Source organism: Rhodococcus sp. MALMAid1271 (assembly GCF_049195265.1).
Classification (GTDB): domain Bacteria; phylum Actinomycetota; class Actinomycetes; order Mycobacteriales; family Mycobacteriaceae; genus Rhodococcoides.
Map to the genome: position 1 here is coordinate 1 of NZ_JBMIRQ010000079.1, position 22,576 is coordinate 22,576.

12 protein-coding genes are annotated in these 22,576 nt (G+C 64.7%); 3 read left to right on the top strand and 9 right to left on the bottom strand.

From position 1 onward, the window contains the following. Positions 1-304: 304 nt before the first annotated feature. From ACOQFP_RS11035 to ACOQFP_RS11055, 5 genes are all read right to left on the bottom strand, one after another. On the bottom strand, positions 305-1,714 hold the full coding sequence (locus tag ACOQFP_RS11035; protein WP_421584348.1) for a plasmid pRiA4b ORF-3 family protein: 1,410 nt from the start codon (positions 1,712-1,714) through the stop codon (positions 305-307). Between the two features lie 392 nt (positions 1,715-2,106). After that, positions 2,107-2,646: an LpqN/LpqT family lipoprotein gene (locus ACOQFP_RS11040; protein WP_206489515.1), complete on the bottom strand. Its 540-nt coding sequence runs from the start codon at positions 2,644-2,646 to the stop codon at positions 2,107-2,109. Positions 2,647-2,718: 72 nt separating this feature from the next. Next, on the bottom strand, positions 2,719-3,558 hold the full coding sequence (locus ACOQFP_RS11045) for an HAD family hydrolase (RefSeq protein WP_421584349.1): 840 nt from the start codon (positions 3,556-3,558) through the stop codon (positions 2,719-2,721). A gap of 28 nt (positions 3,559-3,586) precedes the next feature. Beyond that, positions 3,587-4,792, bottom strand: a complete 1,206-nt coding sequence (locus ACOQFP_RS11050; protein ID WP_206489518.1) for a metallophosphoesterase — start codon at positions 4,790-4,792, stop codon at positions 3,587-3,589. A 30-nt stretch (positions 4,793-4,822) separates the two neighbouring features. After that, a complete protein-coding gene (locus ACOQFP_RS11055) occupies positions 4,823-10,015 on the bottom strand; it encodes an AAA domain-containing protein (RefSeq protein ID WP_421584350.1) in 5,193 nt (1,730 codons plus the stop codon). Positions 10,016-10,297: 282 nt separating this feature from the next. Between ACOQFP_RS11055 and ACOQFP_RS11060 the strand changes: the two genes are divergently transcribed. Both ACOQFP_RS11060 and ACOQFP_RS11065 read left to right on the top strand, forming a co-directional pair. Further along, positions 10,298-10,972, top strand: coding sequence for a TetR/AcrR family transcriptional regulator (locus ACOQFP_RS11060; protein WP_206489522.1), 675 nt, complete (start codon positions 10,298-10,300; stop codon positions 10,970-10,972). A 415-nt stretch (positions 10,973-11,387) separates the two neighbouring features. Next, complete coding sequence (locus ACOQFP_RS11065) at positions 11,388-16,865, top strand: carboxyl transferase domain-containing protein (protein ID WP_421584351.1); 5,478 nt, start codon at positions 11,388-11,390, stop codon at positions 16,863-16,865. 146 nt (positions 16,866-17,011) lie between these two features. Here the strand turns inward: ACOQFP_RS11065 and ACOQFP_RS11070 are convergent, their stop codons facing one another. The 4 genes from ACOQFP_RS11070 to ACOQFP_RS11085 all read right to left on the bottom strand — a co-directional run bounded on the left by ACOQFP_RS11070 (position 17,012) and on the right by ACOQFP_RS11085 (position 20,714). Continuing rightward, positions 17,012-17,257, bottom strand: coding sequence for a hypothetical protein (locus tag ACOQFP_RS11070; RefSeq protein ID WP_421584352.1), 246 nt, complete (start codon positions 17,255-17,257; stop codon positions 17,012-17,014). A 65-nt stretch (positions 17,258-17,322) separates the two neighbouring features. Continuing rightward, positions 17,323-18,198: a pseudouridine synthase gene (locus tag ACOQFP_RS11075; protein WP_421584353.1), complete on the bottom strand. Its 876-nt coding sequence runs from the start codon at positions 18,196-18,198 to the stop codon at positions 17,323-17,325. A gap of 2 nt (positions 18,199-18,200) precedes the next feature. Beyond that, positions 18,201-19,043: a rhodanese-related sulfurtransferase gene (locus tag ACOQFP_RS11080; protein ID WP_421584354.1), complete on the bottom strand. Its 843-nt coding sequence runs from the start codon at positions 19,041-19,043 to the stop codon at positions 18,201-18,203. A 21-nt stretch (positions 19,044-19,064) separates the two neighbouring features. Further along, on the bottom strand, positions 19,065-20,714 hold the full coding sequence (locus ACOQFP_RS11085; RefSeq protein WP_341244812.1) for an alkaline phosphatase D family protein: 1,650 nt from the start codon (positions 20,712-20,714) through the stop codon (positions 19,065-19,067). Positions 20,715-20,839: 125 nt separating this feature from the next. Between ACOQFP_RS11085 and ACOQFP_RS11090 the strand changes: the two genes are divergently transcribed. Further along, positions 20,840-22,312, top strand: coding sequence for a cryptochrome/photolyase family protein (locus ACOQFP_RS11090; RefSeq protein ID WP_421584355.1), 1,473 nt, complete (start codon positions 20,840-20,842; stop codon positions 22,310-22,312). Positions 22,313-22,576: the final 264 nt, after the last annotated feature.

Genomic DNA, 22,576 nt, shown 5'->3' on the forward strand with positions numbered 1-22,576 from the left:
CAGCCTATCCCAGCTTGGTCTCGGACACAAGGCCCGACTCTTGGGGGATACAACCTGCCAAGCCACACGTCCAACCTCGTTCACCCAATCAACCAAGACCGGGTCGGTGTCCGTCGCTCTGACTCGACAAAAGTTACGCGAAGACAATCCCATGTGCAAATCGGCAGGTCAGCGGCACCTCGTCGCATATCTCTCGTCATTTCGGGCGTCCAGGCAACCGATCCGACGGTCAGCCTCCCGTTCAGTCGCCCCTACGTCAGGTCAACAATGCGTCAGGTCAACAGTGCGTCAGGTCAACAAGGCGTCAGGTCAACAAGGCGTCGCGCGCGAATCTGCGCGACCAGCTCGGAGAGTCCGACACTCCCTCGCGAAAGTAGAAGCTCGGACCGTGTGCGCCGATGAGGTCCAGGAAGCTCACCGTCGCCTGTGCCGCGAATTGCGCGTCGAACACGCCGGAATCCTCACTTGCCCAGCCCAACTCGGCGACGGTCTCGATCAGCATCTCGTTTCGATGGTCGGCGCTTGCCGATGCGGCGAGGGCGATCAGGAACAGGGTGGCCGCGTCGGTCTCGTACGTCTGCTTACCCAGGGGAAGTCGTGTGGCGGCATGCCGCCACAAGCCGACTGGGTCTTCGGCCAGGCTGGAGCCCAGTCTGGTGCGCAGCAGTCGGCCCTTCGAGGTTCGCGTCAGTCCGAGATTGCGCGCAGCTTCACGCAGATCGGTCACCTGGTGGTGGTCGATCTCGCGGTTACTGGCCCCGACCCACCCCAACCCCCACTCGAGTTCCTTGCGCATCGCTGCGACCAGGGCGGGCTTGAGATAGCCGGCATCGGTCAGTGCAACTCCGTCCTCGCCGATCATGCGGAGGAACCACGTCAACTTCGACATCGCGATCTCGGCAACCGGTAGGTCCACCGAACTCTCGACGGTGAGTTCGCAGCGTGGCAGCAGCGCCATCAGCGAGGGCACCTCCGTCGGTCGTATCCGATCGAAGAGTTTCCCGACGGCCGGTGCCGTTGCCACCGCCTCGGCGAGAACCGACCTACCCGTATCGAGCGAGAAGAGCTTTCTGTTGACCGCATCGACGTCGAACCGAGCCGGGTTGAATCCCGGTCCCCACCTCGAAAGGAGAGCCGGAAGTTCTGGATCGGCGGGATCGTGTGCGATCTCGAGATCCTGCGCATAGTGCGACGGTCCGCCGCAGTCCTCGGGTGGGCACGCGCGCGCCCCATCGAGGCAGACCGATCGAAGGTCGTCGATATCGGAATCGATCTGCTCCAACTCGACAGTGTGCGTCCACCCATCGCCGAAGTCGTACTCGTAGGCCAGTACGGACCCGGGAGATGTGAGGACCTCGTCGATTCGGACTCGTTCCTCACTGGCAGCTTCGGCACGTGGTTCGTCGTCGAGAGTCTGTGCCATCTCGAAACGACGGGTCGAACCAGCGGCCCTGAGGCTGAAGGCATGCATGTGCCGGTCCTCCCAGCCCACAGCGCATTGCAACACCGAATGCAGTTCCGAGAGCAGCAGGTCGGAGCGCACCCGCAACCGCCGCCATATCTGCGGTCGAGTGTGATCGACAGTCACCCGCAAAACCAGGTTGACCAGACCTCGGCCTGTCGGTTTCGTGCCGCCACCGTCGGACGACTCGTCGGTGTCGGGCAGATCCGGAACCACCGAGAGATGGCGGACGCGGCCGGTTCTGATCGACATGCACTCGACCCTAGTCGGACGGGTGTGTCGGACACAGACTTCTGACCTGCGTTCGTGAGAAACAGACATACGCAGGTGCGGTGCATCGAGATCGCCGGCGCACGATCGTTGCCGACCTTGCTCGTCGAATCCGATGCGGCCGAAGCATAGGTAGATCGCTCGTCCACACCGGACGAGCCTCGGTCGATGGTCCCCGAGGCCGCCCTCGGCGAGAGAAGCATCCTCGTCCGCTGTCACCGAATCCCGCACGCGACCAATCCCGCACGCGACGAGGTTCCGTTTTCCCCGGCACTCAGGGTGCGCCCATCATGTTCGCGACGAAAGCCTTGCGAACGTCGGCAACTACCCCGCCGACCAGAACTACCGCCACGGGCAGTTCGACGCCTTTGAGCCTAGGACACGTTCGTTGTCAGACCGTCGTTGATCGCCGAGACATCGAAGGCCAACGAATCGAGTTGAGAGACCAACGTGGTCACCGTCAACTGAACCAAGTACTGAGTAACGACGCCCACCACGACATAGCGAGTCGTCACCGCCGCTTCGAGTTGTTGTGCTGCGTAGGTACCCCGAATGAACCGGGACGGCCAACCGAGCCACGACGCCGTACTTGCCTCGCGCTCCTGCCATCCTGGCATCGCACGTCCGTCTCCGAAACCCAACGCCAACAACGCTTCCGGATCTATCGTGCGAGAGAGGGCACCGACAAGAAGTACAGCGTTGGGCGCAAATCCGTTCTCCACTAGATTCGGCTCGACGATCACCTGCGTGGCCCCGGGAAACTGTGCCGGATCGAGGGTCTGCCAGCCTGCAGGGACCGGCACGGTGATACCGAGCTCGGCCGCGGCAGCACCGTCGAGCGGTGAGACCTGCAGCTCGTGTGCATTCAGGTACTCGGCGATCGTGGTCGGCTCCGGCGACTTGGCATCGTTCACGGCAAGGAACCTTTCGATGGTGGGCAATTCGAGGGCACGCCAGAGGCTACCTGTAACGGAACTCCACTCGGCCTACAGTGCAGCTCTACGGGCGGTGAGTTCTTCCAGGTAGCGCGCGACCGCATCCTCGTCGTTGGACTCGAGTACGCGATCGGCAACAGCGCGCACTACCTGCGCGGCATTCGACGGGCACAGCGCCGTGCCTGCCCACGCCAGCATCGGCAGGTCGTTGCGCGCATCTCCCACTGCGGCAACCGAATCCGAGGAGATCCCCCACTGCTCGCACAATCCCTGCAACGCACTGGCCTTCGAGACCCCCGCGGCGGACATCTCGATGTACGGAGCACCGGAGTGCGTCAGCTCCACCCCGTCGATTCCCGCAGCGGCCACGAGCTCGTACAGCGCTTCGCTGGTGGTATCCCTGTGTCGAGCAACAATTTTGACGGTCGGTTCGACATCGGCCGACAGACCGTGCTCCGACAGTTCCATATCGCGCGGATGCCGGTGGTGGTCGGCGAATACACACAGTTCGGCATACCGGGCCTCGGCAACGAAACGCGTGGATCCGACAGTGGCAAATGCCACGCCGGGGACCAGCTCCCGTACGACTGCCTTGGCCGATGCGACAGTCTCGGCCGGTACCGACCTGGTGTCGACGATGGTCGGGGTGCCGTCGACCAGATCGAGGATCACGGCACCGTTGGCCCCGATTGCCGTCCCGCGAAATCCGCAGGACGCGGCGAGTTCATCGATGGAGTGTCTGGCCCGCGCTGTCGCCCAGACCACTGTGATTCCAGCAGTCGCGGCACCTGCCATCGCGGCCGCTGTTCGCTCCGAAATCGTTCGGTCCGAACGCAACAATGTGCCATCGAGGTCGGTTGCGACAACGACGACCTCTCGGGTGCTCTTCACCCCATCGATACTGCCAGGTCGGGCACTCTCAGCCTGCGACCAACGTCAGAACCGAGATCTCACTGGGTGCGAACACGCGAAACGGTGGACCCCAGAACCCCGATCCGCGGCTGGTGTAGAGCTGCGTTCGTGCGCCGTGCCTGCTCAGCCCGTGTACCACTGGCTGGTCGAGGCGAACCAACGCCGAGAACGGCCAGATCTGGCCGCCATGGGTGTGGCCGGATACCTGCAGATCGACACCGGCGCGAGCGGCGTCGGCGACCTGTTTGGGCTGATGAGCCAACAACAACACCGGCATCGACGGATCGGTGCCGTCCAGCGCGCGATCGAGATCGGCACCGTGGCCGGTCGCGCCGGACCCTTTCGCCGTTGCGTCGTCGACGCCGGCGATGATCAGCGCATCCTCACCGCGATGCAACACGAGGTGACGATTGTGGAGGGCATTCCACCCGAGAGTCTCCATGTGATCGAGCCACTCCTGCGCCTCGCCGAAGTACTCGTGATTTCCGGTGACGTACACGCGGGCTGCGCTGGCGCGCATCGATTCCAGCGGCGCTGCCTGCCGCCGCCGCCGATCGACAGACCCGTCGGCGATGTCGCCGACATGGGCCAACACATCCGGCTCCACGGCATTGACGGCATCGGTCAATCGTTGCGACCACACCGTCCGATCGAGTGGGCCGAAATGTGTATCGGTCACCAGCACCACTTTCAGACCGTGGAATCGAGCACCGAGCCGATCGATCCGCACGCGCGTGTGGCGAACCCGAGGCGTCCGCATCGCCTCGTAGTGACCCCACAGAGCGAGAACGACAACTACCACCGCGGTAGTCGCGGCTACGATTCGCGACCGCATCGGATCGTCGACCCCGACCAGCCAGAGGCCGAGTCGAAGCAGCAACGAGAGCGTCGACCAGACGAACGCGATCCAGACCACGCCCAGCAGCACATCTCCGATACGCGCCCACGCGTCTTTGCCGCGGCCCTCGGGTCCCGGCCGATGGCCCAGGTACATCGCGGCGGGCAAGGCCAGCAACGCCCCCACAGCGACCACAGTTCCGAGAACTCGCACTATCGCAGGCCATTGTGCGCCTGCGAACACCACGGTCCACGTGGGCAGCCCGAAGAGGACAGCGCACACTCCGAACACCATCACAGGAACGACGATCCGGCGACGATTTCCCCGGTTCGGTGCGGCCGATCTGTCCGTGTCCTGCTGCTGTCGATCTGTCATCGGCGATCAGCCCTCTGTCCTTCTGCGGGCCTATGGCCGACGTCGAGTTGTATACCCCCGAAGGCCGTTGATCGGGAGTTCGTGCTCGGCGATCCCGTCGTCCCCGGGCTTCTCGACATCGGACTCGGACTCGCGCCCATTGTGGTCCACCGGCTGCGAGTCCGCCTCGTCCGGTGCCGAGCCGACCGAGCCTGGAGGCTCGATGTTCGATGCAGCCTTCCGACCTGACGGTACCTCGCCCTCGGACGGATGCGACGCTGCGGTTTCCTGCTGCGCCGACCGTTGGTCGCTCGACGCACTGCCGGACTCGTCCGTTGCGGCGTCCTTGGGTGCTGGGGTCGATCCGGTGGTCATGGCCGACCGCCCCACCGAGGAGGACCCGTTCGGACGTGCAGAACCACGAGAGGTACCGCCCTCGCCGGTCTTCGATCCGTTGGTCGAGCCGGATCCGTTCCGAGCCCCACCGTTGCCCGTTGCTGATCCGTTGGCTGCGGTGGATCCAGTAGCGGCTGCTGCGCTACCGCTCTCGACACTGTTCGTCGTACTCGATCTGTCAGCGGCTCCGGAACCGTTGGACGGAGACGAGGGTCGCGTTTCCCCATCGGTGGGGCGGACGTCGGACGTGAACGTGTCGTCGGCCGCGATATCGATCCGCGGCATGGTCCACAGCGACAGCACCGATTCGTGATGCACCGCGGAGTCGACGTCGTTCGAGGTGTCGAAGGCACCGGAATCGTCGAACTGCGAGGATTCGAGCGGGACCGGGGACCACTTTGTGCTCGATGGCGTGATTCCTTCGACCACAACGGTATTGGGCTTGATCCCCAGGCGCGCGAGGGTGGCCCAGAGACTTTCCAGAGCCGCATCGCGATCGAGGTAGTACTCCGATTCGCGCACTCGCCAGAAAGTCCAACCGCACCGCTTGAGCTCCTGCTCGCGCTGCAGATCCGCCAAACGCTGCGCCGATGTGGACAAGAAGACATCGCCGTCGCACTCGACCGCGAGACGCGAGGATTCTCCGGTGACCACCAAGGCGAGACGCCGATTGTTCACTTCCACACCGGGATTGACGTGAAATCCGCGCTCGACGAGGTCGTTCCACAACTGTTGTTCGAGGAGCGTCTCGAAGGGTGCCATTCGGATCTCACGCGAGACGTTGACGGGCATGGGATCGGCCGGTGCGGGCGATACGGAGGTGACGTAGCCGAGAAGCGAGTTACGCAGATCCGCGCGCTTGAGACGGTCGACCGTCACCGAATGGAAGAGCCAGAGCTGATCCTGCGCTCGCGACGCGGCCACGTTGAACCGACGCTTGTACTGGTTGGCAGTGAGGGTGGCGAAATTCTGATCGGGAGCCACCACCATGGACAGGAATACGACGTGACGCTCGTCGCCCTGGAAGTCCGGCGGCGTGCCGACCCGCAGCCGCCGCTGCTCCCACTGTTCGATGCCGATGCGCTTGATCAACTCGTTGCGAATCTCGTCGACCTGCGACTGCCCCTGCAGTACAACCACTCCGAAGGTGAGGTTGTCGTACGCGGAATCCTCGAGACAGTCGGCGATCTGTTCGGCGATCGCCACGGCCTCGGTGCGATTGACCAGTGATGCGTTCTTTCCGGTGACCGTCGCCCCGCGAACGTACGTGTGCCGCAGCGGCGGAAGCCGATCCGCGCCGAACTGGCGAACGGGAACGAGCGGCGAGTCGCCGTAGAACTGTTGGCTCGACCAGTTGATGATCTCGGGCATGGACCGGAAGTGCTCACGCAGCCGGACCACTTGCCCGAACCTGGTACGGAGCATGGAGAACAGGCTCGACCTCGGCGTCAGTGTTGCCCGTACGTGTTCGGGTAGATCGGGCAGGTAGACGTCGAGCCGATCGAACACGTCCTCGAGCGTTCCGGTCTGCAGGACATCGGCTGGGGCACATTGGCGATCATCACCCACCACGATCACTCGAGGCGCGAGGTACAGCAGGAAGAGGCTGGTGATGTCGGCCTGACTCGCCTCGTCGACGATGACGACGTCGAAGCTTCCCGGTACCGGTGGAATCGACGCCAGCACCTGCGAAAGCGGCATCACCCAGGCGGGCACTGCGCTCTGCGCTTCACGCATCGCCGAACGTGCTGCACTGCGGTAGGTTTCGGCGTACTTGCCGGCACCGGATCCGATGCTGGAAATGTGCTCACGATAGGTCTGCAGCGCACGCACCTCGACCGCCGTCATGCGCTCCAGACTGTTTCGCCACGCACTGGCAGCGGCCAAACGCGTTGTGAGATAGGCGATGTCGGTGTCAGCGGCGGCCAGCTCGGCTTCGAGCTGCTGCTCGAGTCCGCCGTGATGCTGCTCCCCCACCCACTCACGTGCTCGACGCCATGCCCAGGCCTTCGACATCTGCCAGCTCAGCTCGTCCCACTCGGCGTCGCCTGCGGTCTCCTCGACCAGGTCGAACAATGCAGGTGCGACCGAAGACAAGGACGCCGACATCGACTCGAGCAGAAGTTGATCCTCCTGCTCGGCACACGCCTTCGAATAGGCAGTAACCGCGGCAGACAACTCCAACGGGTCGGCAGTGCCCAACGCGCTCACCAGGTCGGAGCCCTCGGGCGAGGGCCCGGCATCGATGCGAGTGGCGACCGCGAATTGAAGGGCATCGAGTTCGGCCCTGGCAGCGTCGATGTCGATGCGTTCCGCGATGGCGTCGGCGGCCTCGGCAATTTCCTGAGCTTCGGCCAGACTGCGTATCCACGGTGCTGCAGGAGAGATCGAATACAGCCGGTGCACCAACTGGTCGCGAGCGGAGAGGACCGCCGTCACGAGACCGAGTCGATCGGCGATCCGCGCCAGGTTGTTGACTCGTATCGAACGCGTACCGTCGAGCGGGACGATGATGGCGAGATCAGCCAGCAGTACTGACGCCGTCTGCACGGTCTCCAGGGCTCGAATATGTTCAGCCACCAGGCGAACCGCCATGGCCGTCGTCGCGGGTTGCCCGTCGACGGTGGCAACGATATCGAGCGCCTCGACGGCCTTCTGTTCCTCGCTGCGCCGGAACCGAGTCTTCCACTCGACACCGGACTCCAATGCCGCGGCGAGCGCGTCCATTGCCGCCAGCGCCGCCTGCGTACTCGACGAGCACTGCACATCGTGCGCACCGACGTAGCGATCGGATGCCGCTGCCGTGTCGACCATCGCGTCGATCCCGCTGACTCGCGACCACAAGTGGGCAGCTTCGCCCGACAGCACGGAATCGGTCAGCCGCGAATAGGTGCCGTCGAGGTCGGAGACCGCTCGGACACATGCGGCGAGCTCTCCGCACAGTTGCCTGATCTCTGCGGACATCGAAGGTTCGACACCGTCGAGCAGCTCGATCAGGGATGCGGCCTGGGGCGATACGGTGTCGATCCGAGCGCCTGCCCGAAGGCAGAGCGCAGCGAGTTCGGCGGAGTTCGGCAGCATCGTTTCCGGACGCGGCAACACCTGACGCGAGCGCAGTTCGCGACTGCCCGCGGAGGTGGCGATCAGTTTACGCAGGTGGTCCACCTGAGCGCCGTCGAGCGGTGGCCGATCAGCGAACAACGGGCCGGGCAGCCACTCGTGCGCACCCTCGGCCGCTTTGACCTTGCGCACGATCGAAGAAACCGTGCCCTCGTACCCGTCGGAAACATACTCGTGCACAACGGTTTCGGATTCTCGAAGACTTCGGACCCGATCCAGCAACTCCGCGCGCCTGGCCACCGCTGCGCCGCGCTGAGTCGTCAGCGCCTCGATCTTCTGCACCTCGCTGGCCTCGTCGAACGAGGTCTTTCGTTCGGCGATCTTCGCAACGCTGCGATTGAGCTCCTCCGACCCACCCTTCGACAGGTCGGTGATCGAGACGCAGAGCTCCTGCAATTCGGGCGGCAGCTTGTCGCGCAACACCCGCAAAGCTTGTGACTTTTCACTAGTGACCAGAACCCGCTGACCACGTGCCAACAGTCCCGACATCAAATTCGCGATCGTGTGCGTCTTGCCCGTACCGGGCGGACCCTCGACCACGACGCCGCTGTCGCGGCCGAGCCGTTCGATGATCTGAGACTGCTCGGCGTTGGCCGGAAGCGGGAACAGCGGATCGTGTGCCAGCGCCGCCGACTCACCGGCTCCAGTTCGCTCGAGCCACGCCATCCGATCTGCCGGCTCGATCGCATCGACAAGTTGCGCGAGCCCGAGCGGCACCGGGGAATCGGCGAACTCGAGATCGGCGATCATCTGCTCGTAATAATCGACCAGCGCGAACGAGTCACGGACACGGAGCACGAGGGCAGGTGAGATCGTCAGTGTTCGGTCGTCGTCGATGTAGGCGAGAGCCCCGGGCGGTCCGATGCGATCGAGGACCTCGATCTCGTGCCGAGGCACCCGCGAAGCCCACAGTCTGAGAAATTCTTCCACTCCGGCACCGACCGGGGAGGTGACCGAGTCGTGCAGCTGCTTCGCCAGCGCCACCGATCCGGAGGTATCGAACTCGTCCGAACTCGTCAGCAGTTGGCCGTCCTCGAGCCGCGGACTGCTGCTCGCCACGAGGCGGACCAACAGGTCACCGGTGCGAACGTCCCGTTCGATGCCGGCCGACTGCGTGATCAGGTGGGTGCGCACGCTGCGTTGCGGATCGGTGTTGCTCGATGTCAGCAGCCCCGAGGCCACCACGAGCTCGATCGACTCGGGCCGCGATGCCAGCTCCTGCATCATCAACTGCAGAGACTGGTACAACGCGGCCTGGGGACGCCGATCCCGATCCTCCTGCGCCCATTCCTTCCACGATGTCGAGTACTCCTCGAACGCCTGCTTGATCTCGTAAGCCTTGCGGATGTCGAAGTCCGCATCCGAGTCCTGCTCCTCCGCGCGACGGCGGGACAGCACCGAGGACGCGTCGGCCAGCTCCAACTCTCGATAGCGGCTGTCGGCGACGACTTGCGGATCGAGCCATCCGGACAGCAGTTCAGGCGGCTCGGGGGGATCGTCGACGGCGACTCGAGGCGCGCGGACAACGACACCGCCCTGCTTGGCCTTCGTATCGAGCTGCATGGGCACGTCACCCGAATGCACCCACTCGACCTGCACGTGGTCATCGAAGCGCAGCACCGGGTTCGATCGCGCCTCGACGATCTCGCGAAGAAAGCGCAGCAGGCGTTGCACCCTGCTCTTGAGCTCGTCGTCGTGTTCACGACCGGTAGCCGCCGCAGCCGTCACAGTTTCCCCACAAATACTCGAATGGTCGTCCTTGTCGAGGACAGTGCTTGCGCACCCGGGCCACACTAGCCGCTGAACATCAGTTGTTCACCGCGTCCTGAGCACAGAGAATTCGTTCTAGTGCTGGGTCACAAAGACCCGCACGAGTCGCTGTCACACCCGTTCCGATCTGATGCCTGCGGTGCATCGTCGGGCCCGCTGTCGAGACCGGTCGGTCTGCGGGGTGAGATTCCTGCGGTGCATCCGAGCCGAACACCGCGATCAATGACGTATAAAGACTGAATGCCTGCTGCGCCGGACTCCGATCGTGAGCTGCCGAATCGGGATCTGCCGACCACTCCACGCGGGTTGCGCACTCGGTCCTCGCTGGTGTCGGCCGCGCGCCGCGTCTTCGAGGACAGCGGCTACCTCGACTCGCGGTTGATCGACATCACCCGTGCCGCACGGTGCTCGGCCGGGACCTTCTACACGTACTTCACCAGCAAGGAAGAGATCCTGGCGGCAGTACTCGATCAGGCCAGAGACGACATGCTGCACCCGGGTACGGAGCGAGTGGATCCGCACGACGACCCGGTAGCGGTGATCGCCGCGAGCAACCGCGCCTACTTCGAGGCCTATCGACGCAACGCGAAGCTGATGGCGCTGCTCGAACAGGTCTCGAACATCGATCCTGAGTTCCGCCGCCTGCGGCGCGAGCGTGCCGACGCCTTCGTTCGACGCAACGCACGCAGCATCGAGAATCTGCAGAAACGCGGCCTGGCCGATGCCGAACTCGATCCCCTCCTCGCATCGCGGGCCCTGTCTTCGATGATCAGCCGGCTGGCGTTCAATCACTTCGTCGTCGATGCAGCACAGGGTCACGCCTCAGCGGACTACGAGGGCCTGCTTGCCACGGCGACGAGACTGTGGGTGAACGCGCTGCAATTGCCGCGCACGGACGCCGCAGGTGCCGAATGAAGCCTCGATACCCGACGAATCGAATCGCGTCGAAGTCCTCGATCGAGACGTACCCGCCGGTAATGTACTCGCCGGTAGGAACAGGGGTTACAGAATCGCCAATTACCCCTTACGACAACGCTACTCGTGAGTACGTACGCGAAGGGGCCGCGCGATCACCATAGAAACAAATCGAAATGCATTGTCACAGAGAATATTTCACCAGTTGGTGATCAATCACACTCACGCCGAACGCTGTTGGCGGTGCGCGGGGCCGTAATACCGTTAGAATAGGGCGATCGGAGTGCTGCATGGGCGCAGGCATGAGGCCTGCGAAACGACCCGATAGCCGAGAATTGGACATGCCCGGCACCAATACACGTTCCATCGAGAGCGCACCGACACGGTGCGCCCACACCGAGCGAAGAGAGATACGTTGTTCAAGCGGATTGCAGTAGTCAACCGAGGCGAGGCAGCAGTACGGCTGATCCGAGCCGTCCGAGAACTCAACGCCGAACACGATTACGGCATCCGAACCGTAGCGCTGCACACCGAGGCCGAGAAGCGGGCGATGTTCGTCCGCCAGGCCGACGAGGCCGTCACATTGGCCAAGCCCGCCACCGGCTCGGCCTACCTCGACTACGACGTCCTCGAGGCCGCACTGGTCGAGTCCGGTGCCGACGCGGTATGGGTCGGCTGGGGCTTCGTCGCCGAGGATCCCGCGTTCGCGGACCTGGTCGCTCGATTGAACATCACCTTCATCGGCCCGTCCGCGGATGCGATGCGTCTGCTGGGAGACAAGGTCGAGGCCAAGATCCTCGCCGAGAAGGTCGGCGTCCCCGTCGCACCGTGGTCCGGCGGACCGGTCGAGACTCGCGCCGACGCCCGCCGTCACGCCGCAGCGATCGGCTACCCGCTGATCATCAAGGCCCGCTCCGGCGGCGGTGGCCGCGGTATCCGCAAGGTCTACCACGAGGACGAACTCGAACTCGCCCTCGAACGCACCCAGGGTGAGGCCGAGCGCTCGTTCGGCGACCCCGTCGTCTTCCTCGAACGGCTCGTCACCGATGCCCGCCACGTCGAGGTCCAGGTCATCGCCGACAGCCACGGCAACGTCTGGGCTCCGGGCGTGCGTGACTGCTCCATCCAGCGCCGCAACCAGAAGGTCATCGAAGAGTCCAGCTCGCCGCTGCTGACCAAGGAACAGTCCGACCACCTGCGCACCGCCTCGGCCGAGCTCGTCAAGGCCGCCGGCTACCAGGGCGCAGGAACCGTCGAGTACCTGTACCAGCCCGAGCAGAAGATCTTCACCTTCCTCGAGGTCAACACCCGCCTGCAGGTCGAGCACCCCATCACCGAATACACCACCGGCATCGACCTGGTGAAGCTGCAGATCCTCGTCGCCGACGGCCAGGCACTACCCGGCGACTGCCCGCCCGAGTTCGGTCACGCCGTCGAGGCCCGCCTCAACGCCGAGGACGCCGACAACGGGTTCGCACCGGCACCCGGAACGGTCGAGCTGCTCAAGTTCCCGCTCGGCACCGGCATCCGCGTCGACACCGGCATCGCCCAGGGCGATGTCATCCCACCCGACTACGACTCCATGGTCGCCAAGGTCATCGCCTGGGGCCGCGACCGCAGCGAAGCTTTGGCTCGCTTGCGCAACGCCCTGCGGGAGACCACCGTCGTCATCGACGGCGGCACCACCACCAAGTCCTTCCTGCTCAGCCTGCTCGACCGCGAGGAAGTCATCTCCGCCTCCGCCGACACCGGCTGGCTCGACCGCACCGAAGCCGGGTCACAGACCGGGCCGACGGCCGTCGCGGACATCGCCATCATCGCCGCCGCCATCGACGCCTACGACGCCGAGGAAGGCCGCGAACGCGCAGCATTCCTCAGCTCCGCTCGCGGCGGTCGTCCCCGCGCCACCCACGCCATCGGCCGCACCGTCGAACTGAACTACCAGGGCCAGGCCTACCGGCTCGAGGTCGGACAGACCGGAACACACCGCTACACCATCGACGGCGACGGCATCGACGAGCTGCAGGTCGACCTCGAACGCCTCGGCACCTACGAGAGCCGACTGATCATCGGCGACCGCCGCTACCAGGTCGTCACCGTCGCCGGACCCGCCCACTTCCTCGTCGAGGTCGACGGCATCAGCCACCAGATCTCCCAGGACGAGGCCGGACTGGTCCGAGCACCTGCCCCCGCCGTCGTCGTCGCCGTCCCCGTGGCCATCGGCGACGAGGTCGAAGCAGGACAGACCCTCGTCGTCCTCGAATCGATGAAGATGGAAACCGCCGTCCGCTCCCCGTACGCGGGCACCGTGCGCGAGGTACTGGCCTCGGTCAACGGACAGGTCGACGCCGGAGCAGCCCTGCTACGTGTCGATCAAGCCGGCGAACAGAAGGTCTCCGAGCAGGCACCGCGCGTGCAGTTCCGCGGAATCGACGACGCCGCGCAACGCTCCCCGCAGCGCCGCGCCCTGGACCGACTCGACGAACTCGCCGCCCTCATCACCGGCTTCGACGTCAGCGGTGCACGCGCCCGAAATCTGTTGTCCACCTACGAAACTCTGCGCGCCGAGGTGCCACGCAACGATGCGGACCTCGTCTCCGCCGAGCTGTCACTGCTGGGCACCTTCGCCGATATCTGCGAGCTCTCCCGCAACCGTCCCACGATGGACGAGGAGAGCACCGACGAGCGCGTGCACTCCCCGCGTGAGCATCTGCACTCGTTCATGCAGTCCCTCGACGCAGACGTGCAGGGCCTCCCGGAATCGTTCCGCGGCAAGCTCACCCGCGCCTTGGCGCACTACGACGCCGCCATCGACGAGGGCCGCACCCCCGAACTCGAAGAGGCCGTCTACCGCGTCTTCCTCGCCCTGCAGCGCATGGAGAACCAGGTTCCGGTCATCGCCGCCCTGCTCGGCCACTGGCTCAGCGACAGCTCGGCACAACCCGATGCCACCCCGGCCATGGCCGAGGTACTCGAACGACTCATCGGAGCCACCCAGGCCCGCTACCCCGTCATCGGCGACGTCGCCCGCAACCTGCGCTTCCGACTGTTCGACGAACCACAGATCCGTACCGCACGGGAGAAGATCTACGACGGCGTTCGCGGCAGCCTGCAGTACCTCGCCGAAAACCCCGACGCAGCCGACTACTCGGCCCGTGTCGCCGCTCTGGTCGCCACCCCGGAACCGCTGATCGAGCTTCTGGCACAACGAATCACCGATCCAGGTGCGCTGCTCGAGGTGATCACCCGCCAGTACTACGAGATTCGCACCCTCGAGGACGTCAAGGCCTTCGACCGCGACGGCAAGCACTTCGTCACCGGCAACTTCGAGCTGTCGGGCGAGCGGCTACACCTGGTCTCGACTGCGACCGACTTCGCTTCTCTGCCCGCGACTCTGGACTCGGTCGACAACATCGCGGGCCCCTCCCCCGAGCATCTCGCCGTCGACCTCTACCTGTCCTGGCCGGACGCCCCGACCGACGCCGATGATCTCTCGGCCCAGTTGCAGGCAGTGCTGGCTGCGCACCCCGGTACCGGCCGCTGGCGCCGCGTCACGGTGACGGCGTTCGGCTCGGTCACCCGCAAGATGACCTACCGTCGCACCAGTGTCGAGGGCTCCGAGCCGCTCGCCGAGGACACGATCATCCGGGACATGCACCCGCTGACCGGTCAGCGACTGGACCTGTGGCGACTGAAGAACTTCGATGGCGTTCGCCTGCCCGCCAGTGCCGGTACGTACCTGTTCCACCTGACATCGAAGGCCAACCCCTCCGACGAGCGTCTCGTCGCCCTGGCCGAGATCCGCGGTGTCACAACGCAGTTGGACGAGGCCGGCAACATCGTCGCGGTACCGGAGATCGAACGGACCGTCGCGGCCTGCCTCGACGGCATCCGCCGCGCTCAGGCCGGACGCGGCAAGAAGCGCCTCGACGCCAACCGCGTCGTGCTCTACGTCTGGCCGGTACTCAACGTGCCCGCCGACCGGATCGCCACCATCGCCCGCCACATCGCGCCGCTGACCATCGGGGCGGGCCTCGAAGAGATCACCCTCATCGCCCGTCTGGCCGAAACACCGGGCGAGACACCGCGCGAGGTCGCGTTGCGCCTGTCCTACCGATCCGGTGCAGGCATCGTCGCCAAGATCACCCCGCCGCCGACCGAGCCGATGCGTCCGCTCGACGAGTACACCCAGAAGGTCCAGCGGTCCCAAGCCCGCGGCACCGTGTACCCGTACGAGCTGATCCCGTTGCTCAGCAGCAACGGCGGCACGTTCACCGAGTACGACTTCGACGCCGACGGCGTCCTCGCACCGGTCGATCGTCCCTACGGTCGCAACTCCGCAGGTGTCATCGTCGGAGTCGCAACGACGCCGACCGCCAAGTACCCCGAGGGCATCACCCGCGTCGCACTGTTCGGTGACCCGACCAAGGCCCTGGGTACCGTCGCCGAGGCCGAGTGCTCGCGGATCGTCGCGGCCATCGACCTCGCCGAACAACTCGGCGCACCCGTCGAATGGTTCGCATTGTCCTCCGGCGCAACGATTTCCATGGAATCGGGCACCGAGAACATGGACTGGGTCTCACGCGGCCTGCGTCGGATCATCACCTTCACCCAGGCAGGCGGCGAGATCAACATCGTCGTCGCAGGCATCAACGTCGGCGCGCAGCCGTACTGGAACGCCGAAGCCACCATGCTCACCCACACCAAGGGCATCCTGGTGATGACCCCAGACAGTGCGATGGTGCTCACCGGAAAGCAGTCCCTGGACTACTCCGGCGGCGTCTCGGCCGAGGACAACTTCGGTATCGGCGGCTACGACCGCGTCATGGGCCCCAACGGCCAGGCGCAGTACTGGGCACCGAACCTGCGCGCGGCGTGCGACATCCTGTTCGCACACTACGACCACGCGTATGCCGCACCGGGAGAACGCTTCCCGCGCCGCGCCGCCACCTCCGACCCGACCGAGCGCGACGTGCGTACCTACCCGCACGTGCACCCGTCGAGCGACTTCACCACCGTCGGCGACATCTTCTCCTCGGTCACCAACCCGGACCGCAAGAAGCCCTTCGACATTCGCACCGTGATGCGCGCCGTAGTGGACCAGGATCACTCGGTGCTCGAGCGGTGGGCCGACATGGCCGACGCCGACACCTCCGTGGTGTTCGACGCCCACCTCGCCGGAATCCCGGTCTCGGTGATCGGTATCGAGTCGCGGGCCATCCCCCGCAAGGGCTGGTTCCCCTCCGACGGCCCCGATCAGTGGACCTCGGGCACCCTATTCCCGAACTCGTCGAAGAAGACCGCTCGCGCCATCAACGCCGCCAGCGGAAGCCGGCCGATCGTGGTGCTGGCCAACCTCTCCGGCTTCGACGGTTCGCCGGAATCGCTACGCAACATCCAGCTCGAATACGGCGCCGAAATCGGCCGCGCCATCGTCAACTTCGACGGACCGGTCGTGTTCTGTGTCGTCTCGCGCTACCACGGCGGCGCGTTCGTGGTGTTCTCCGGAGCACTCAACGACAACATGGAAGTCCTTGCAGTGGAGGGCTCCTTCGCCTCCGTGCTCGGCGGTGCCCCGGCCGCAGCAGTGGTGTTCACCCGCGACGTCAACGCCCGCACCGCAGCCGACTCCGAGGTCAAGGAACTCGAAGCCAGGCTGAACGCAGCCGAGGACGACGCCACCCGCTCGGCACTACGGGTCGAACTGGCCACCGTGCGAGCAAACGCACGCAACGCCAAACTGGGTGAAGTGGCCGCCGAATTCGAGGCCATCCACAACATCCAGCGAGCCCAGAGCGTCGGATCGGTGCACCACATCGTCCCCGCCGCCGAACTACGCCCACAGCTCGTCGCCGCCATCGAACGCGGAATGGCGCGCTCGCAGGCGAAGTAGGGCGCTGGTTCTTCAGGGCTTCGGGCTCGACGCAGACGCGCGCGCGTTTGCTGGATGCTCGCGGAATGGTTACCCGTTCCGCGAGCGTCCGGCGAATGCGCGCGCGTTCGTCGGTTCGGGGGTTCGGGGGTTCGGCTCAGGCCGCGTTACCAGTAGGTCACGTCTGTGGCCACGACACCGGTGCATTGACCGGTGAAGATCGTCACCGCGCAGGCCTCCCAAAGCCGGCCCAGCATCTCGAAACCACCCAACGCACCGCTAGCGCTACCGGTGCTTGCACTTCCGGTATCGGCCACAGCGACTGCCGGTGACATCAGGGCGATGACTGCGGCTCCCAACACAACAGCAATACGACGCTTCACGCTGTTCTCCTCTTTTCCTCTATCGGACATGGTTCGCTCGACGCTAATCTGGCGTTCGAATCGTCACAATCGTCCGAACGAACGATGGCCGGCCGTCAGAGCTCGAGGGTTCGGGCACTGACGAACCGCCGCGGTTCACCGGTGAGCGGGTCGGTGAAGTTCAGAGCCCGGGCGAGTAGCTGCAACGGCCGTGCGAAATCGTCAGCCGGAACCGATGTGTACACCGGATAGTACGGGTCGCCGACGATGGGAATCCCCAACGACGACAGATGGATTCGGAGCTGATGAGTCTTGCCCGTCCTCGGGAAGAGTCGATACCGAGCGAGGGTGCCGAGTGTATCGATCAGTTCGATCCGGGTCTCACTGTTCGGCTCCCCTGGCTCCTCGTACGCAGTCATCACGCCGTGTTCCTTCTGAATTCTGCTACGCACGATGCGCGGAAACTCCAGCGTTGCATCGAATCCCGCGATCGCCTGGTATTCCTTGGTGACGCTGCGCGAGGAGAAGAGTTCCTGGTACGGCCGTCGGGCATGCTTGGTCTTGGTGAAGAGCAACACCCCCGCGGTGGCACGATCGAGTCGGTGCGCGGGCGTGAGATCGGCGCAATCGAACTGCTTGCGCAACCGCACCAGCGCGGTTTCGGTGACGTGCCGACCACGCGGAATGGTGGCGAGAAAATGCGGCTTGTCGACCACCAGGAGATCCTCGTCCTCGTGCAGGATGCCGATCTCGAACGGAACCGAAACCTCCTGCGCTGGAACGCGATAGAAGTACACCTGGCTGCCGGGACGGTACCGGGAATCCAGGGTTATGGGCCGAGATTTCTCGTCCACAAGTTCGGCGTCGCAGATGGCGCGACGCCAATCGTCCTCTGGCATCTCACGCTCGAGATACTCGACGATGGTTCTGGCCGAATCTCCATGCGGCAGCAGCAGCCTCAGCGGAGCGAGACCGTCCCGGAAGGGCAGCATCCTCAGGCGCAGTCGAGACAGATCAACCGCAGACCACGGCCGGCATCGCCGTCGAAATCCTGGTACCGGGACGTCGGGTTACCGCACGCACTGCAACGACCGATGACGGCGGTGTGGTCGGAGAAGTTCTGCGCCATCCGCTTGTCGAAAACGAACAGCGACCCCTCCCACAGTGCGTCGTCACCGAAAGTCTCTGCATACCGAACGATTCCGCCGTCGAGCTGATACACCTCCTCGAACCCGCGGGCCACCATCAAGGAAGAGAGCACCTCGCACCGCACTCCACCGGTGCAGTACGTGACCACCGGCGACTGCTTCAGATGGTCGTAGGCACCGGAATCGAGCTGGGAGACGAAGTCCCTCGTCGTCTCGACATCGGGCACCACGGCGTTCTTGAACCTTCCGATCTGCGCCTCGAAGGAGTTGCGGCCGTCGAAGAAAACGACATCGTCGCCGCGGGAATCGACGAGCTCGTGCACCTGCTCCGGACTCAGATGAGTTCCGCCGCCGACCACGCCGTCCGCGTCGACCTTCAGTTCCCCGGGAGCTCCGAACGTGACGATCTCCTCGCGGACTCGCACGCTCAAACGCGGAAAATCGTTGCCGAGTCCCTCGGACCACTTGATATCGGCCGCCTTGAAGGCCGGATAACTTCGAGTGCCGCGCACATAGCGCTTGACGTCCTCGACATCACCGCCCACCGTCGCGTTGATGCCGTGTTCGGAGACGAGGATGCGTCCGGTCAGATTGTTCGACGCGGCCAGCGTCTGCTGCCACAGCCGGATCGCTTCGGGATCGGGCAGCGGAGTGAAGACGTAGAACAGGACGATTTTCGGTACAGCCACGTCGACCAGTATGGCGCGTTATCAGGCCGGCGGCACCGCCGCCCGGACGCGCTGAGTACCCGAGTCGACGGTGAAGCCCGCTCCCCAATACACCCCGGTCTGCGGATCCTCCTTGGCAGTGAGGAACCAGTGGTCCATCCGAGCAGCCGACTTGGTGACCTCGAAGATGCCGAAACCGTGACTGTCGAGGTCCACGAACTTCACATGGTGGTTGAGCGCCTTGAAGGCTTCCTCGGCGACGCGTCCCAGCGTATGCGGCGGGGTATGCGTCAGATCATCGACGTTTGCCGAGCTCACAGATGTGACGACCAGTTCGGTGGCAGCGGGTTCGGTGGTCGCGTAGTGCGCTGCGTCGAGGGGTACCTCACACGCCCACGCCGAGTGGATGTCGCCGGTGATGAACACCGTGTTGTCCACGCCGGCATCGACGATCGCGCTGAGCAGCTTGCGGCGGTCGGCCGTGTATCCGTCCCAGGGATCGGCGTTGTACGGCAAGCCGCCCTCCGGGATGCCGAGGAGCGAGGTGACGGCCTTCGCTGCGTCTCGATCGAGCGGTGGGATCAGAGTCGGCGTGATCATCACCGGGTTGCCGACGATCTTCCATTGCGTCGGCGAGGACACGATGCCGTCGGTGAGCCACTGCATCTGCTCGGCACCGGTGATCGTGCGGTTCGGAGAATCGACCTCGGGCCCGTTGAACGGCAAGACCTGCTGCGAGCGGTAGGTACGCAGATCCAGCATCGAGAGCTCGAGCAGGTTGCCGAACCGGAGCCTGCGGTACAGGTGGCGATTGGTCGCGGTGCCTGCGGCGCGGACCGGCATCCACTCGTAGTACGCCTTCTCCGAATTGGCTTTGCGGGTGTACCAATCGCCCTCGGTGGCAGGGGTGTGGTTCTCGGCGCCCCCGTCGTAGGCGTCGTTGGCCGACTCGTGGTCGTCCCACGTGCAGATCCACGGCACGCCGACGTGCGCGGCCTGCAGATCGGGATCGGACTTGTATTGCCCGTGACGCTGACGGTAATCGGCGAGCGTGACGATCTCGTGGGTGGGCGAATGCACCCGAACGACGCCGTTGCGCCCCGGAAACCCGCCCGTCTCGTACTCGTAGATGTAGTCACCGAGGTGGACGATGGCGTCCAGGTCTCCCCTGGCGGCAAGGTGACGGTAGGCACCGAAATACCCCGACTCCCAGTTGGAGCACGAGACGACACCGAAGCGCATCGCGTCGATATCGGCATCGTTGGCCGGGGCGGTGTGCGTTGTCCCGACAGCCGAAGACGCGTCGCTCGTGCGGAAATCGTAGAAGTACGTGGTGCCTGCGCTGAGGCCGTCGACGTCGACCTTGACGGTGTGATCGGTATCGGGTCCGGTCGAGACCGTTCCGGAGGAGACGACATCACTCATGTCCGCGCTGCGGGCGATCCGCCACGTCACCGAAACCTGCGGGCCGACGCCGGAGCCCGGGGTGGCGTCGGGCGTGGGGGTGATGCGGGTCCACAGGATGATCGCGTCGGGCAACGGATCTCCCGAGGCCACCCCGTGCAGGAAGCCTCGATCGCTACTCTGCGCGTGTGCGGTCGCCGGCAGTGTCGTGGCGACTCCGGCCACTGCGACGGCCACCGACGAGGAGCGAAGAAACGTTCTTCTGGAAAGCGCAGACTCAGCATGCATGCGGTCAGTCCATTCGATCGGCGTGAGAAGGTCAACCCCTCGTGCGCCTTTTGCGTACACATAGGTACGCAAAAGGCGCACGACGGCGGGGTTTGCCGCAGCGGAGCCGGGAGAACACTGAGTCCATGGACGCACTGTGGTTGTTCGGCGATCAGCTCGGTCCGCACTTTCACTCGGTGGACGAGCACGCCGAGCGGGAGGTGCTGATGATCGAGTCCCGGCGCGTCTTTCGACGTCGGCGTTACCACCGGCAGAAACTGCATCTGGTGTTGTCGGGCATGCGGCATCTGGCCGACGAGATCGGTGATCGCGTCACCTATCTGCAGACCGAGACGTACCGGGAAGGGTTGCGGCAGTTCGGCAAACCCGTGGTGGTGTTCGAGCCGACGTCACACGCGGCCGAGAAGTTCGTCACCGCCTTGCACGAGGAGGGACTGGTCTCGAAGATTCTTCCGACGCCGATGTTCGCGCTCCCCCGGGCAGAGTTCGCCGAATGGGCGGCCGAGCGCGGCACTTTCCGGATGGAAACGTTCTACCGCGAGCAGCGCAAGACCTTCGGTGTACTGATGGACGGTTCCGAACCGGTCTCGGGAAAGTGGAACCTCGACGCCGAGAACCAGTCGCCGCCGCCGAAGGGACGCCTGACCCTGGGTGTCGAGGAACCGTGGTGGCCGACCGAAGACGCGATCGACGAGCAGGTACGCGCCGACCTCGACGACTGGGACCTCGACACCGTCGGAGTCGACGGGCCACGAAAGTTCGCGGTGACGGCGGCCGAGGCGTCGGATGCGTTGGCGCACTTCGTGAACTATCGGCTGGACGACTTCGGCAAGTACGAGGACGCGGTGATGGCCGACGACTGGACGATGTCTCACTCCCTGCTCTCGGTCCCGCTGAACCTCGGCCTGCTGCACCCGCTTGACGTGGCGCACGCCGCCGAGGACGCCCACCGCGACGGCACCCCGCTGGCAAGTGTCGAGGGTTTCGTTCGGCAGATCCTCGGCTGGCGTGAATACGTGTGGCATCTGTACTGGCATCTGGGGCCGGAGTATCTCGAACGCAACAAGCTCGAAGCGCATGAACCGCTTCCGGAGTGGTTGACAGAGTTGGACGGCGACGCTGTGGTGGCGAAATGCCTGTCCAGCACCGTCGACGGCGTGCGTGATCGCGGGTGGGTACACCACATTCCTCGGCTGATGATTCTGGGAAACTTTGCGCTACAACATGCTTGGGACCCGAGAGCATTGACCGACTGGTTTGCAACGGCTTTCGTCGACGGGTTTGCCTGGGTGATGCCGGTGAACGTGATCGGCATGAGTCAGCACGCGGACGGCGGAGTGATCGCCACCAAGCCCTACGCCTCGGGTGGGGCCTACCTGAACCGCATGACCGACTACTGCGGCACATGCGAGTTCAATCCGAAGAAGCGACTGGGCGACGATGCATGCCCGTTCACCGCCGGCTACTGGGCCTTCGTGCATCGGCATAGACAGCTTCTGGCCGCCAACCACCGCACAGCGCGGCAGGTGTCGTCGATGAACCGGTTGAGTGACCTCGAGCAGGTGTTGGAACAGGAACGGCAGCGCGAGGTGTACTGACGAGCCTCGGCACAGTCGAGCACGGCCGGACCCTGTCGAGTGGTCCTCGTCGAGATCGACTGCGCGAGGTGCACCACATCTGAGGAGTCGCTGCCACCAGGACCGACCGTGTTCCACGGTGTCTGCCGCATACGACCGGCTCATTGTGATTTCCGGGTGCGCGCGACGTATACCACGAGCTACCGACAAGAACGTGCTCGCGAATAGTTGTGCAGGGCAATAGTTTTCGATTTGACGATCATTGCTACTCGAACACCAGTTCGA

Excerpts from the sequence above, each read along its gene's own strand:
- ACOQFP_RS11035 (WP_421584348.1), bottom strand. The coding sequence starts at position 1,714 with ATGTCGATCAGAACCGGCCGCGTCCGCCATCTCTCGGTGGTTCCGGAT.
- ACOQFP_RS11050 (WP_206489518.1), bottom strand. The coding sequence starts at position 4,792 with ATGACAGATCGACAGCAGCAGGACACGGACAGATCGGCCGCACCGAAC.
- ACOQFP_RS11060 (WP_206489522.1), top strand. The coding sequence starts at position 10,298 with ATGCCTGCTGCGCCGGACTCCGATCGTGAGCTGCCGAATCGGGATCTG.
- ACOQFP_RS11070 (WP_421584352.1), bottom strand. The coding sequence starts at position 17,257 with ATGTCCGATAGAGGAAAAGAGGAGAACAGCGTGAAGCGTCGTATTGCT.
- ACOQFP_RS11075 (WP_421584353.1), bottom strand. The coding sequence starts at position 18,198 with ATGCTGCCCTTCCGGGACGGTCTCGCTCCGCTGAGGCTGCTGCTGCCG.
- ACOQFP_RS11085 (WP_341244812.1), bottom strand. The coding sequence starts at position 20,714 with ATGCATGCTGAGTCTGCGCTTTCCAGAAGAACGTTTCTTCGCTCCTCG.
- ACOQFP_RS11090 (WP_421584355.1), top strand. The coding sequence starts at position 20,840 with ATGGACGCACTGTGGTTGTTCGGCGATCAGCTCGGTCCGCACTTTCAC.